Origin of the sequence: Qipengyuania sp. MTN3-11, from assembly GCF_042851825.1 — a bacterium.
In the GTDB taxonomy this organism is placed as follows: Bacteria; Pseudomonadota; Alphaproteobacteria; order Sphingomonadales; family Sphingomonadaceae; genus Qipengyuania.
Genome location: NZ_BTGM01000003.1, coordinates 1 through 13,999 on the forward strand (window position 1 = coordinate 1; position 13,999 = coordinate 13,999).

The following is a 13,999-nucleotide window of genomic DNA, read 5'->3' on the forward strand; positions in this document are numbered from 1 at the left end:
CTTAAAGTCAGGCGACGAGGCGCAGATGGTCGCCGCCGCGCCGGGTGGTCAGGTGTATCTTGGCAAGGCCGGGTACCTCGGCGAGACGTTCGGCGAGTTCGCCGTCGAGGCCGAAATCGCGCCCGAGACGCACGGTCGGCTCGATCGCCGTTCCCGTCCTCAGGCGGGCGATCACTTCGCCGGTCCCCCCGCGCTCTCCGAGTTCCAGCGCGAGCGCTGCCAGCCCTTCCTCGCTGGTGACATCGAGCGTCAGCAGCATCCGCGCATTCGCGCTGACCCGGGCCAGCGGCGTCGCCCCCCTCACGGTGATGCGCGGCGGTTCGTCGGGGCTCGGACTGTCGAGCTCGACCTGGAGCAGGACGCAGGTGCCGTCCGCCGCCCATTCCTCGAAGCTCGCGACCAGGCTCTCCTCGAAGCAGGCGGCGCTGAACTGGCCCGAGCTGTCGGAGAAGTCGGCGCGCACGAAGGGCTTGCCGCGCCGGGTCGTGCCCTTGTTCACCTTCTCGACCATCGCCGCCATGACCGCCGGTGCCCGGCCGCCAGAAGGCGCGCCTCCAGCCATGAGCGAGGCATAGGAGCGGGCACCGTTGGCGCTCGCCACCTGCCGCCAGCCCTCGACCGGATGGGCGGAGAAGTAGAAGCCGAAATTCTCCTTCTCCTTCGCCATTCGCTCGGCCCGCGACCAGGGTTCGGCATGCTTCAGGCGCAGGTCGTCCGCACCGCGCTCCTCGCCGCCAAACAGGCCGCCCTGCCCGCTCGACCGCTCGCGGTCCGCGGCATCGGCCACCGCCAGCAGCAGGTCGGCATTGGCGAAGAGCTTAGCGCGATCGGGCTCGAGCTCGTCGAGCGCCCCGGCGGCAGCGAGCGCCTCGAGCCCGCGCGAATTCATCGCGCCGCGCGGCAGGCGCTCGAACAGATCCTTGAGGCTCTCGTAGGGACCACTCGCCTCGCGTTCCGCGACGATCGCATCCATCGCCTTCTCGCCGACATTGCGGATCCCGGCGAGTGCGTAGCGGACCCCGTATCCCTCGTCGGTAGTCTCGACCGTGAATTCAGCGACCGATCGGTTGATGCAGGGCGGTAGCACCGCGATCTCGTGCCGCCGCGCATCGTCGACGAAGAGCGCCAGCTTTTCCGACTGATGCATGTCGAAACACATCGAGGCGGCGTAAAATTCCTCCGGATAATGCGCTTTCAGCCACGCCGTCTGGTAGGCGAGCAACGCATAGGCGGCGGCGTGGGACTTGTTGAAGCCGTAGCCGGCGAACTTGTCGATCAGGTCGAACAGCGCGTTCGCTTCCCTTGGCGGAATGTTCGAAACCGTGCCGCAGCCATCGATGAAGCGCTGGCGCTGCGCGTCCATTTCGGCCTGGACCTTCTTGCCCATCGCCCGGCGCAGGAGGTCGGCATCGCCGAGCGAGTATCCGGCAAGGATCTGCGCGGCCTGCATCACCTGTTCCTGGTAGACGAAGATGCCGTAGGTCTCGGCGAGTATCCCCTCGAGCTTGGGGTGCGGATATTCGATCGCGACCTCGCCCGCCTTGCGCTTGCCGAACAGGGGGATGTTGTCCATCGGGCCCGGCCGGTAGAGCGAGACGAGCGCGATGATATCCTCGAACTTGGTCGGCTTCACCGCGGTCAGCGTGCGCCGCATGCCTTCCGATTCGAGCTGGAACACGCCGACGGTGCTGCCCGCCTTCATCAGCTCGTAGACCGCCGGATCGTCGAGGGCGAGCTGCGCGAGGTCGATAACCACTCCGCGCTTTTCCAGCAGGTCGGTCGCCTTGCGCAGCACCGACAGGGTCTTGAGGCCGAGGAAGTCGAACTTGACCAGGCCCGAGGTCTCGACATGCTTCATGTCGAACTGGGTCACCGGCATGTCCGAACGCGGATCGCGATAGAGCGGGACGAGCTGCGCCAGCGGCCGATCGCCGATCACCACGCCCGCCGCATGGGTGGAGGAATTGCGCGGGAAGCCTTCGAGTTGCATCGCCAGATCGACGAGGCGCTTCACCTGGTTATCGTTGTCGTATTCGCGCCGGAAATCCGCCGCCCCGTTGAGCGCGCGCGGCAGGGTCCAGGGATCGGTCGGATGGTTGGGCACCATCTTGCACAGGCGATCGACCTGGCCGTAGCTCATCTGCAGGATGCGGCCCGTGTCGCGCAGGACGGCGCGCGCCTTGAGCTTGCCGAAGGTGATGATCTGGGCGACGTGGTCGTGGCCGTACTTCCCCTGCACGTAGCGGATCACCTCGCCCCGCCGGGTTTCGCAGAAGTCGATGTCGAAGTCCGGCATCGAGACGCGTTCGGGATTGAGGAAGCGTTCGAACAACAGGCCGAGCCGGATCGGGTCGAGATCGGTGATCGTCAGCGCCCAGGCAACCAGGCTGCCCGCGCCCGAACCGCGCCCCGGGCCCACGGGAATGCCCTGCTCCTTGGCCCATTTGATAAAGTCGGCGACGATCAGGAAGTAGCCGGGGAAGCCCATCTGGTTGATGACCCCGACTTCGAAATCGAGCCGCTCGACATAGGTTTTGAGCTCCTCGTCCGACAGCTCGCCGTAGGGTTCGAGCCGGGCGGCGAGGCCGCGCCGTGCATCTTCTGCCAGCATCCGCGCCTCGCCTTCGAGATCGCCAGCGAGGCTCGGCAAGATCGGGTCGCGCAGCGGCGGGGCAAAGGCGCAGCGCTGCGCGATCACCAGCGTATTGGCGGTGGCTTCGGGGAGGTCGGCGAAAGCCTCTTCCATCATGCGCGCCGATTTGACGAAGCTCTCCGGATTGGACCGCACCCGGTCTTCGGCATCGACATGGGTCGAACCGGCGATGCACAGCATGGCATCGTGCGCCTTGTGCATATGCGGTTCGGCGAAATTGGCGGGATTGGTCGCGACCAGCGGCAGGTCGCGCGCAAAGGCCAGATCGATCAGCGCGGGCTCGGCGGCCTCTTCGGTCGCATCGCCGCGGCGGGCGAGCTCGACGTAGAGCCGGCCCGGAAAAAGGTCCTCGAGCCGATCGAGCATCGCGGCGGCATGGCTCGCTTGGCCTTCTGCGAGCAGGCGGGTGACCGCGCCCTCGCTCGCGCCGGTCAGGGCAATCAGGCCCCCGGTCCGGCCGTCCAAATCCTCCATCCGGATGTGCGGCTCGCACTCCAGCGGGCGATCGAGGTGCGCCCGGCTGACCAGGTGGCACAAATTCTCGTAGCCGGTCTCGTCCTGCGCATAGAGCGGCAGCCAGTCGATAAAGCGCCCGTCCTCGTCGCGGGCGATGCCGAGGAGCGTGCCGATGATCGGCTGCACGCCTTCGTCCATGCACGCCTTGGCGAACATCACCGCGCCGTAGAGCCCGTTGCGGTCGGCCAGCGCTATGGCCGGAAAGCCGCGCTCCTTCGCGACCTTCGCCATCGCCTTGGGCTCGATCGCCCCTTCCAGCATGGAATAGGCCGAGAGGATGCGAAGCGGAACGAAGGGTGCGAAGGCCATGACGATACTATGCGAAGGCGAAGCGGATTCGCCAAGCGCGGCGTTCTACAAGTCCCCCGCCTCTTCGGTCACGGCGATCTTGCGCCGTGTGTCGCGGATCGTGGACCAGGCCCCGTAGGCGACGAGCGCGGCGAGGAAGAGCCAGACCCAGACCGGAATGTTCCGTCCGGCGATGGCCAGATAGAGATAGGCGGAGACGAAGAAAAACCCGGCAAGCAGCGTCGGCACCACCGTCGATCGGCCCGCCCGCGCCCGCTTCACCAGCCACGCGATCGACAGGAGGAAGAAAGGGATCGCGCCGACATAGATGCCGCCGAAGATATAGGGATTGACCCCGTATTCGGCCCCCAGCGAGAGGAACCAGGCGTTGATGTCGGCGAGCATTCCGGCGGCGCTACAGGAGTTTCTCGATGTCGCGCGCGATGCTTTCCGGTTTGTCGGTGGGCGCGTAGCGCCGGATCACCCTCCCCTCCCGGTCGATCAGGAACTTGGTGAAGTTCCACTTGATCGATTGCGACCCCATCAGCCCCTTGGCTTCGCTCTTCATCCAGTCGAACAGCGGGGAGGCATCGGGTCCGTTGACATCGACCTTGTGCATCAGCGGAAAGCTCACGCCGAAATTGACCTTGCAGAATTCGGCGATCTCGGCGTCGGAGCCGGGCTCCTGCCCGCCGAACTGGTTGCAGGGGAAGCCGAGGATCTCGAACCCGCGATCCTTGAAACGCTGGTATAGCGCTTCGAGCCCGTCGTATTGGGGAGTGAAGCCGCATTTGCTGGCCGTGTTGACCACCAGCAGCACCGTGCCGAGCTTTTCGCTCAGGTCGACCTTCGCGCCGCGATTGTCGGTCACGGTGAAATCGGCCAGGCTGGTCATGCGCTCACTCCTCGTTCGATCCGGCGCCACCCGATGCCCGTAAGGCCGCGATCGCAACGCGTCCAGGCGTTGCCCGGATCACTCGAGGCGGCCGTCGTGCAGCCGGACGATCCTGTCCATCCGCGCAGCGAGCCGCTCGTTGTGAGTCGCAATCAGCGCGGCGCTGCCCTCCTCGCGGACGAGCGCCAGCAATTGGTCCAGAACCCGGTCGGCGGTGGCCTCGTCGAGATTGCCGGTCGGTTCGTCGGCGAGCAGAAGCTTGGGGCGGTTGGCGAGGCCGCGGGCGACTGCGACGCGTTGCTGTTCGCCGCCCGAAAGCTTGCTCGGCCGATGCGTCATGCGGTGTTCCAGACCAAGGCTGGAGAGCAGTTCCTCGGCGCGCTTCTCGGCCTCCTCGCGCGGCTTTCCGGCCACGAGCTGCGGCAGGACCACGTTCTCGCGCGCGTCGAAATCGGGCAGGAGATGGTGGAACTGATAGACGAAACCGAGATGATCGCGGCGCAGTTCGGTCCGCGCCCCGGCATCCGACTTTTCCGCTGCGTGGCCGGCGATCACGATCTCTCCCCCGAAGCCGCCCTCGAGCAGTCCCACCGCCTGAAGCATGGTCGACTTGCCCGAGCCGGACGGGCCGAGCAGCGCGACGATTTCGCCCTCGCCGATGGTCAGATCGACGCCGCGCAGCACGTCGATCCGCACTCCGCCCTGTTCGAAGCTGCGGGTAAGGCGCCTGAGTTCGACGACGGGCCTACTCATAGCGCAGGACCTCGACCGGATCGGTGCTCGCCGCCTTCCATGCGGGATAGAGCGTGGCGAGGAAACTGAGGACCAGAGCCAGAGCAATGATGAGCGCGATCTCGACCGGATCGGTGCGCGATGGCAGCGAAGAGAGGAAGCGGACCTCCGGGTCCCAAAGGTCCTGCCCGGTCACGATCCCGATGAAGCCGACGATCGGCTCGCGGAAGAACAGCACCACGAAGCCGAGCACCAGTCCCGCGACCGTGCCGATGGCTCCGACGGTGAAGCCCGTGGTGACGAAAATCTTCATCAGGCTCTTCCGCGTCGCCCCCATGGTCCGCATGATCGCGATGTCCCGAGTCTTGGCGCGCACCAGCATGACCAGGCTCGAAAGAATGTTGAAAGCCGCGACCAGGACCATGAAACTCAAGGCGAATGCCATGGCGACCCGTTCGACCTGAAGCGCCTCGAACAGGGTCGAATTGATGGTCTTCCAGTCACTCACCACGGCTCTTCCGGAAAGCGAGCGCGTCACGGGTGCGAGGATCTCGGATACCCGGTCGGGATCGGTCACCGTCACCTCGATCATGCCGATGGTGTCGCCGATCAGAAGCAGGGTCTGCGCATCCTGCATCGGCATGACCACGAAGGCCTGGTCGTAATCGTAGATGCCGACCTCGAAGATTGCCGCAACGCGATAGCCGATCTGTCTGGGTACGGTGCCGAAGGGAGTCGAGCGGCCCTGGGGATTGATGATGGTGATCGTATCGCCGACCTGCGCGCCGATGTTCTGCGCCAGCCTCACCCCGATGGCGACATTGGCCTCGCCCGGTTGCAGCTCCGAAATATTGCCGGCCACGACATTGTCGGCCAGGCCGCGGATGTCCTGCATGGTGTTGCCGCGCACCAGGATCGCCTCGACCCGACCGTTGAAGGTCGTCAGCAGCGGCTGTTCGATCAGCGGCGAGGCTTCGGTGACGCCGGGCGTGGTGCGGACCTCCTGCAGCACGTTCTCCCAATCGTCGAGCCGGCCGCCATAGGCCTGGACGATCGCATGACCGTTGAGCCCGACGATCTTGTCGAGCAGTTCGGCCCGGAAGCCGTTCATCACGCTCATGACGATGACCAGCATGGCGACCGAGAGCATCACCACCCCGATCGAGATGCTCGCGACCAGCGCGATGAAGGCCTCGCCCCGGCCCGGCAGCAGGTAGCGCTTGGCAATGGTGCGTTCGAAAGGGGAGAGAAGCAAGGAAGGCGGGCCTGTCTGGCGTCGGTGTGAGGTGCCTTTAGGAAGGGCGACCTTGCGGTGCAATGAAATCGTGTTCTACGCTGCCACTCGCGGTCATCCCGGCCTTGTAATCCTATCGCAACATCGCCATTGGCAGCCGCACGAGCGGACGGCCCCCTCGAACGCGACGCAAGGCAGGCTTACAGCCAGGCGATGAACCTCACTCACCCTTTCCTCGATTTCGACGGCGACAAACTGCGCGAGGAATGCGGGGTGTTCGGCGCGATCAATGCCACCGACGCCTCGGCCGCCACCGCGCTCGGCCTCCACGCCCTGCAGCATCGCGGGCAGGAGGCGGTCGGCATCATCAGTTTCGACGGGCAGGAATTCTATGCAAGGCGCGGCCTCGGCCATGTCGCGGAGAATTTCTCCGGCCAGGACGCCATCGCCGAACTGCCGGGCTTCATGGCCGCCGGCCATGTTCGCTATTCGACCACCGGCGGCGCGGGATTGCGCAACGTGCAGCCGCTCTATGCCGATCTCGCCAGCGGCGGTTTCGCCGTCGCGCACAACGGCAATATCTCGAATGCGGGCGCACTGCGCGAAGATCTGGTCCGGCGCGGGGCGATCTTCCAGTCGACAAGCGACACCGAAGTGATCATCCACCTCGTCGCCACCAGCCGCTACCCGACCACGGTCGACCGGCTGGTCGACGCGCTGCGCCTGCTCGAAGGGGCCTATGCGCTGGTCGTCATGACCCCGCAGGGTATGATCGCCTGCCGCGACCCGCTCGGCATACGCCCACTGGTGATGGGGCGGATCGGGGATGCTACCCTGTTCGCCAGCGAAAGCGTGGCCTTCGACGTCGTCGGCGCGGAGTTCGTCCGCGAAGTGGAGCCCGGCGAACTGATCCGCGTCGATTTCGACGGCAACATGGATTCGCTTCATCCCTTCGGCAGCCATGCTCCGCGTCCCTGCATCTTCGAACACGTCTATTTCAGCCGACCCGACAGCATCTTCGCCGGGCGCAGCGTCTACGAGGCGCGCAAGGCGATCGGGGCCGAACTGGCGCGCGAATGCCCGGTCGATGCCGATCTGGTCGTGCCGGTACCCGACAGCGGCGTGCCGGCGGCGATCGGCTATGCCCAGGCATCGGGCATACCTTTCGAGCTGGGGATCATCCGCTCGCACTATGTCGGACGCACCTTCATCCAGCCTTCCGACGGGGCCCGCCACGCCGGCGTCAAGCGCAAGCACAATGCCAATCGCGGTCTGGTGGAGGGCAAGCGCATCGTGTTGATCGACGATTCGATCGTGCGCGGCACCACCAGCCTCTCGATCGTCGAGATGATGCGCGATGCCGGGGCGACCGAGGTCCATTTCCGCGTCGCCAGCCCGCCGACCGCGCACAGCTGCTTCTACGGTGTCGACACGCCCGAACGCTCCAAGCTACTCGCCGCGCGGATGGAGCTCGAACCGATGCGCGAATTCATCAAGGCCGACAGCCTCGCCTTCGTCTCGATCGACGGGCTCTATCGCGCTGTCGGGCACGAACAGCGCAAGCGCGCGCGGCCGCAATTCTGCGATGCCTGCTTCACCGGGGAATATCCGACGCCGCTGACCGATCTCTCCCGCCGCGAGGCCCGCGAGGCGCAGCTGACCTTCCCCGAAACCGAGCGCGTCTGATGGCGAATGCCGAACAGCCTCTCGCCGGCCGAACGGCGCTCGTCACCGGGTCGAGCAAGGGCATCGGCGCGGCGACGGCCAAGGCGCTGGCCGCCGCGGGGGCGCATGTAATCCTGACCGGGCGCGACGTTTCCGCGCTGGAGAGGGTCGAGGACGCCATCCATGAAAGCGGCGGTCAGTCGACCATCGCGCCGGTCGATCTGACCGAGCAGGACGGCATTGCCCGGCTCGCCAGCGCGGTGGCGGCCCGCTGGGACCAGCTCGACATCCTGGTCATCGGCGCCGCCTATCTGCCGACGCTGACCCCGGTGACGCAGATCGACAGCAAGCAGTTCGGCCAGGCGATCACGATAAACGTGCTGGCGACACAGGCACTGATCGCGGCCTTCGATCCGTTGCTCAAGCGGGCAGAGGCGGGCCGGGTCATCGGGCTGACCAGCAGCGTCGGCGAGACGCCGCGGGCGTATTGGTCGGCCTACGCCTCGACCAAGGCGGCGTTCGACAATCTGCTCGAAAGCTATGCGCAGGAAGTCGGCAAGATATCCAAGGTGCGCGTCGCCATCGTCGATCCCGGCGCCACCCGAACCGCGATGCGCGCCAAGGCCTATCCCGGCGAGGATCCGGCGACGGTGAAGCCGCCCGAAGCGGTTGCCGAGCGCATCCTTGCGCTCGCGACCGACGGTTACGAGACCGGCCATCGCGAACGGATCGAGCGGTCCGGTTAACCCTATTCGGTAGCGCTTCCCTAACGCTGCCCGGCGCAGATCGGGCGCGGATGGTCATTGGGTCGGGCTGTCCGACTGCAAGGGATCGGATCGGAACACATCGCAATGTCGTACAGCACCCGGGATCGCTACAGCATCGCCGCGCAGGAAGATCGCTGCTCGCCGCGCACGCGCCTGACCATTCCAGGCCAGTTGCGCGCCTCGGGCGGTCGGGGTTTCCAGACCGTCGTCCACGACCTGTCGATCTCAGGATTTTCCGCAGCGGCGATCAATCGCATGCACGAAGGCCAGATCTGCTGGCTGACCCTGCCCGGCCTCGAATCGCTCCAGGGCCAGGTCATCTGGTGGGAGAACTGCCAGGTGGGCTGCGCCTTTACCGAGCTGCTCAGCCCGATCGTCCACGACAATATCCTCGCCCGCTATTCGGGCGAGGGCGTCTACCGCAAGATCAGCTAGGCCTAATCGGAGGCGGCCGCGACGATCGCGTCGCGCAGGGCAGCGCGCGCCTGGGTGAGACCGGAGCCGGTCGCCGTGGCATAGTTCGACACCACCGCGATCACGAGCCGTTCGTCCGGCACGATCCAGATATACTGTCCGAAGATACCCTGCGCACCGAACATTCCGCCGGGATAGGTCCACCATTGATAGCCGTATCCGGCGCCCTCGCCGAGATCGACCTGGGGCGCGCCCGCCGCTGCGAACCATCCGTCGGTTACGGAGGGTTCCCCGCCCTCCAGCACCCACTGGCCCATCCGGGCATAGTCCGACAGTCGGATCGAGAGGCAGCACCCGCCGATGTTGCCGCCGGTCAGATCGGTCATCCAGAACAGGTCGCCGGCAAAACCCGCCGGATCGACGATCTTGTCCTTGGCATAGGCGGCGAGCGTCTGGCCGGTCGCCGCGGCGACGATGTCGCCCAAGAGGTTCGTCTCGAGCGTCTTGTAAACCCATTTCTCCCCCGCAGGCGCTTCGCGCTCGAGCGTGCGGGCATAGGTGATCGCCTGCGATTCTCCCGCCACCGGCGCGACGAGCAACATTCGTGCGACGTCGCTGGCGGGATCGGCATAATCCTCGTTCCATCTGACGCCCGAGGTCATCGTCGCCACCTGTTCGACCGTGACGCCGTCGTAGGCGGTGCCGGCCAGCGCGGGCAGATAGCGTGTCACCGGGTCGGACAGGCTGGCGATGCTGCCGTCGCGCAGCGCTGCGCCGAGCAAGGTGGAGGTAAAGCTCTTCGCCACCGAGAAGCTGGTCCAGCGCTGTTCGGGTCCGAAGTCCAAGCGGTATTGTTCGTGCCGAACCCGTCCGTCCTGCAGGACCATAAGTCCCGCGGCGTTCATAGTTTCGAGCAGGGTGTCGATCCGCTCCCGGGTCGGGGTATCGAGCGGCTCGCCCTTGGGCAGGGCCCGCACGTCCTGCGCATGGGGCACCTCGATCCCGGCGAAGATGTCCTGCATCCGGCGGAAACGATCGGTGCGGGTGGCGTCGTCCCAGAACAGCACCTGCTGATCCTGCACCGCCAATTGCTCGGTCGGCTGCGTGGTGCGCATCTGTGCCTGTTCGGCGATCGGCGCGGTCGCACATCCCGCCAGCAGCGTCGCCGCCAGCGCCAGAGTCCATTTCCCCATTCTCATCCCTTCTTGACCAGCGTGACCTGGTGGACGTCGATCCCGCCGCCGCGGAAGCCACCTTCGCAATACATCAGGTAATAGCGCCACAGGTCGACGAATGTGTCGTCGAATCCGGCAGGCAAACGTCCTTCGCGCACTGCCGCATCGAATCTGACGCGCCATAGCCTCAGAGTCTCCGCATAGTCCGTCCCGAAGTCGGTCTGGTCGCGCCATGCGAGGCCGCGTTGCTCGGCGAGCGTGCGGAATTCGCTTGTGCGGATCAACAACCCGCCGGGGAAGATGTAGGCCTGGATGAAATCGGCGCTGCTGGCATAATCCCCGAACAGGTCCTCGCGCATCGAAATGTACTGGATCGCCGCCCGCCCAGCCGGCTTCAGGTTGCGGGCGAGGCAGTCCATGAAGTCGGGCCAGTATTCGCGGCCCAGGGCCTCGACCATCTCGACGCTGACCACGGCGTCGAACGCGCCCGCGACCTCGCGGTAGTCCTGCCGGCGATAGTCGGGGCCGGGATTGCGCTGGCGCGCGAAGGCAAGCTGTTCTTCGGACAGGCTTATGGCCGTCACCGCGCCCCCGCCCCCGGCAATGTCCGCTGCGAGCCCGCCCCAGCCGCAGCCGATCTCCAGCACGGTCTGAGCATCGCCGATGCGTCTCTCCAGCGCCTGCCATTTCCGGCGCTGGGCCGCTTCGAGATCGTCGCCCCTCACCTCGATCGCGGAGGAATAGCTCATCGTCGGATCGAGCCAGGCCTCGTAGAAGTCGTTGCCGAGATCGTAATGTGCCGCGATGTTCCTGCGAGCGCCGGAGTGGGAGTTGCGGTTGACGAGGTGCGCGAGCTTGAGCGCGTGCCGGAACGGGCCCTTGGCGCGGGCCGTGTCGCCGAGGCGCTCGGCATGCTGCATGAACAGCGCGAACAGCGGAACGGGATCTGGGCTCCACCATTCGCCGCTCGCCCAAGCCTGATACCAACCCACCGAGCCGTTGCTGGCGAGCCGGACGAGCGCGTTCCAGCTCCGCAGTTCCACCTCGCATTCGAAGCCCGGCGCTCGCCCACCCAGCGTCCGCCGGCTTCCGTCGGGCAGAACCGCGTGTATCGCACCCGTCACCAGCGCCGCATCGATCCGGTCGATGATCTTGCCGAAGCCGGGCGCGATGGTGCGGGCGATCAGGCCGGGCTTGCGCGCGAACCGCCGCCCGCCCTCGATCAGCCGCTCGCCGCGCCGTGTCGTCACCGCATCCATCCCATGCGCCCTATGCCCGAGCGCGGGGTGGTGGCAAGTCAGCCGTCCTTGCTCTCGCGATAGGCGGACAGCGCCCGCTCGCGCGCTTCCTTGTGGCCGATGATCTTCGCCGGATAGTCGCCGCGCTCGTCGTCGGGCGGATCGTGGATGCAATCGTCGCTGCAATCGGCGAGCTCGGGCACGTATTCGCGGATGTAGCCGGCGGCGTCGAACTTCTCCGACTGGGTCAGCGGGGCCATGATCCGGCTGAACATGTTGCTGTCGACGCCGGTGCCGGAAATCCACTGCCAGTTGACCGAATTGTTGCCGTAGTCGGCATCGACCAGGCAGTCCCAGTACCATTGCTCGCCGTGCCGCCAGTCGATCAGCAGATGCTTCACCAGAAAGCTGGCGCAGACCATGCGGACGCGGTTGTGGATCCAGCCGGTCCGCCACAGCTGGCGCATCCCGGCATCGACGATCGGATAGCCGGTCATCCCCTTCTGCCAGGCCTTCAGATCGTCCGCGATCAGGTGCCCGGCGTTCGGATTGCGCCACAGCGTGCGTTCGTCATAATCGCGATAGCTCTCGCGGCCGTAGTCCGGAAACTGGCAGATCACGTTCTGCGCGTAGTCGCGCCAGATGATTTCCTTGAGGAAGGTCTGCCAGCCCTGGCTGCGCTTGTCCTTGAGCCGGTGATAGACCTGCACCGGGGTGATCTCGCCCCAATGCAGATGCGGCGAGAGCCGGCTGGTGGTGTCCTGCGAGGGCAGGTTGCGACCCTCGTCGTAATCGCCGACCTCGTCCGCCCACCAGTCTAAGCGTTCGTGTGCGGCATCCTCGCCGAACTTCCAGAATTCGCGGATGCCGCTGGCCCAGTCGGGGCTGGTCGGAAGCAGCTCCCAATCGGCGAGATCGTCGCTGTCCGGCCAGCTTTCGGGTGAGTGTAGCGTCTCCGGTTGGGGCAATTCGTCGCGCGGCGGCAACAGCTCCAGCATGGCGCGCGAGAACGGCGTGTAGATCTTGTAGGGATCGCCCGATCCGGTGGTCGCGGTGCCGGGCGGCATGAGGTAGTTGCCGTCGTGGAGTTCGAGGGTGCAATCCTCGTCCAGCGCGTCGCGAAGCTCGTCCTCAGCATCCCGCCACCACGGTTCGTAATGCCGGTTGGCATGGATGCAGGCCGCGCCCGTCTCGTGCGCCAGCGCGGCGAGGACCTGCGGCGCATCGCCCCGGCGCAGCACGATCCGCGAGCGGTGCGCACCGAAGCTCTTGCCGAGGCTCTCCAACGAATGGTGCAGCCACACGCGGCTCGCCCCGCCATAGGCGTGGTCGCCCGCCCGCGCGTCGTCGAGCACGAAGACCGGTATGACCGGCCCGGCCTGCGCGGCGTGATGGAGTGCGGGCTGATCGGCCAGGCGCAGGTCGCGCCGCAGCCAGACGATCTGTGGGGAAGTCATGCCGCCCTAACCGCTCGCGCCGCTGCCGGGTTCCGTTCTCACGCCGGGACAGGTGCCCGGCGGTAGGCGCACGGAGAAACGGTCGCCTGCCCTCGGATCGTAGAAACGGGCATCGCGCAGCCAGAGCGAGCCGTCCGCGCGCGGCTCGATCAGGGGGGTGCGGGCCCAGAACAGGAAGGCGTCGATGCCGGCGTTGCCCGCTCGTGCCTGCTCCAGGTCGCAGCGGTCGAGCGGCACGCCCGGCAAGGTACGGCCATCGTCGAGCGTGTAGAGGCCGTTCCCACCCCGGATCATCTCGCGACCGAAGGGATCGAACGGTACCGGGCTGGCGATGACGGTTTCGGATCCGGTGGGGCTGGCAATCGCGGCACCTTCGCGGGCCGCCGTGATACCGGCATTCATGCCGATGTAGGCCAGCCCCACCGCGATCGCGATCCTTGCGGGCCTCTGCCACTCCCCGCCTCGCTTCTCGCGCCTGAGCGAGAGCCAGGTCGCTCCCCCCAGCAGGAGCCATAGCCAGACATCGATGATGAACAGCACGTCGCCGTAGAACCAGCGGCTGCTGAACGGCTCCAACAGACGGATCCCGTAGACGTTGAGCCAGTCGAGCGCCGGGTGGGTGAGGCAGGCGATGAAGCTCAGCAGGTAGAGCCATTTGAAACTGACCGGCAGGCGCTTTTCGGGGCGCTTGCCCCGCCCCGCCTGCCATCGATCGTAGCCCCACAACAGCCCCGCCAGCACCAGCGGCAGCAGCACCCAGGCGATCGGGCCGTGGGTGATCCCGCGCCGGAAGCCCAGATGCTCCACGCCGTCGAGCCAGAAGAAGCACGCCGCGTCGACATCGGGAAGATTGGCGCCGACAATCAGCGCCGGCATGGCGAGACCCGTCTTGCGCTTCAGTCCCGCCTGGCCGATCAGCGCGCCGACGAGGCCGTGGGTCAGGTTATCCAAGGGGGCGAACCCCT

Annotated in this window: 12 protein-coding genes; 3 read left to right on the top strand and 9 right to left on the bottom strand. The window is 66.4% G+C overall.

Annotation, left to right across the window (positions count from 1 at the left end):
- Window positions 1-7: 7 nt before the first annotated feature.
- The 5 genes from dnaE to ACGHN1_RS10915 form a co-directional block, all read right to left on the bottom strand.
- Window positions 8-3,478, bottom strand: a complete 3,471-nt coding sequence (gene dnaE / locus ACGHN1_RS10895) for a DNA polymerase III subunit alpha (RefSeq protein ID WP_390550927.1) — start codon at window positions 3,476-3,478, stop codon at window positions 8-10.
- 45 nt (window positions 3,479-3,523) lie between these two features.
- Window positions 3,524-3,862, bottom strand: a complete 339-nt coding sequence (locus ACGHN1_RS10900; RefSeq protein WP_390550928.1) for a hypothetical protein — start codon at window positions 3,860-3,862, stop codon at window positions 3,524-3,526.
- A 10-nt stretch (window positions 3,863-3,872) separates the two neighbouring features.
- Window positions 3,873-4,352, bottom strand: coding sequence for a glutathione peroxidase (locus ACGHN1_RS10905; protein ID WP_390550929.1), 480 nt, complete (start codon window positions 4,350-4,352; stop codon window positions 3,873-3,875).
- Window positions 4,353-4,430: 78 nt separating this feature from the next.
- Complete coding sequence (locus tag ACGHN1_RS10910; protein ID WP_390550930.1) at window positions 4,431-5,105, bottom strand: ABC transporter ATP-binding protein; 675 nt, start codon at window positions 5,103-5,105, stop codon at window positions 4,431-4,433.
- Entirely contained in the window at window positions 5,098-6,339 is a 1,242-nt protein-coding gene (locus ACGHN1_RS10915; protein ID WP_390550931.1) for a lipoprotein-releasing ABC transporter permease subunit, read from the bottom strand. The genes ACGHN1_RS10910 and ACGHN1_RS10915 overlap by 8 nt, the downstream gene beginning before the upstream one ends.
- A 192-nt stretch (window positions 6,340-6,531) precedes the next feature.
- Here ACGHN1_RS10915 and purF point away from each other — a divergent pair, with 192 nt between their 5' ends.
- The 3 genes from purF (at window position 6,532) to ACGHN1_RS10930 (ending at window position 9,185) form a co-directional block, all read left to right on the top strand.
- Window positions 6,532-8,004 carry an amidophosphoribosyltransferase gene (purF, locus tag ACGHN1_RS10920; protein ID WP_390550932.1) on the top strand — a complete coding sequence of 491 codons (1,473 nt, stop codon included), beginning with the start codon at window positions 6,532-6,534 and terminating at the stop codon, window positions 8,002-8,004.
- Entirely contained in the window at window positions 8,004-8,729 is a 726-nt protein-coding gene (locus ACGHN1_RS10925) for an SDR family NAD(P)-dependent oxidoreductase (RefSeq protein ID WP_390550933.1), read from the top strand. The genes purF and ACGHN1_RS10925 overlap by 1 nt, the downstream gene beginning before the upstream one ends.
- A 105-nt stretch (window positions 8,730-8,834) precedes the next feature.
- Window positions 8,835-9,185 (top strand): PilZ domain-containing protein, encoded by a 351-nt coding sequence (locus ACGHN1_RS10930; RefSeq protein WP_390550934.1) that lies wholly within the window; start codon window positions 8,835-8,837, stop codon window positions 9,183-9,185.
- A gap of 2 nt (window positions 9,186-9,187) precedes the next feature.
- On the opposite strand, the gene ACGHN1_RS10935 is transcribed toward ACGHN1_RS10930, so the two are convergent.
- The 4 genes from ACGHN1_RS10935 to ACGHN1_RS10950 are packed head-to-tail and all read right to left on the bottom strand — an operon-like array spanning window position 9,188 to window position 13,985.
- Window positions 9,188-10,357, bottom strand: a complete 1,170-nt coding sequence (locus ACGHN1_RS10935) for a serine hydrolase domain-containing protein (protein WP_390550935.1) — start codon at window positions 10,355-10,357, stop codon at window positions 9,188-9,190.
- Window positions 10,358-10,359: 2 nt separating this feature from the next.
- Window positions 10,360-11,598 carry a class I SAM-dependent methyltransferase gene (locus tag ACGHN1_RS10940; protein WP_390550937.1) on the bottom strand — a complete coding sequence of 413 codons (1,239 nt, stop codon included), beginning with the start codon at window positions 11,596-11,598 and terminating at the stop codon, window positions 10,360-10,362.
- Between the two features lie 38 nt (window positions 11,599-11,636).
- Entirely contained in the window at window positions 11,637-13,034 is a 1,398-nt protein-coding gene (locus ACGHN1_RS10945; RefSeq protein ID WP_390550938.1) for a cryptochrome/photolyase family protein, read from the bottom strand.
- A 6-nt stretch (window positions 13,035-13,040) separates the two neighbouring features.
- Window positions 13,041-13,985, bottom strand: a complete 945-nt coding sequence (locus tag ACGHN1_RS10950; protein ID WP_390550939.1) for a metal-dependent hydrolase — start codon at window positions 13,983-13,985, stop codon at window positions 13,041-13,043.
- Between the last annotated feature and the right edge of the window lie 14 nt (window positions 13,986-13,999).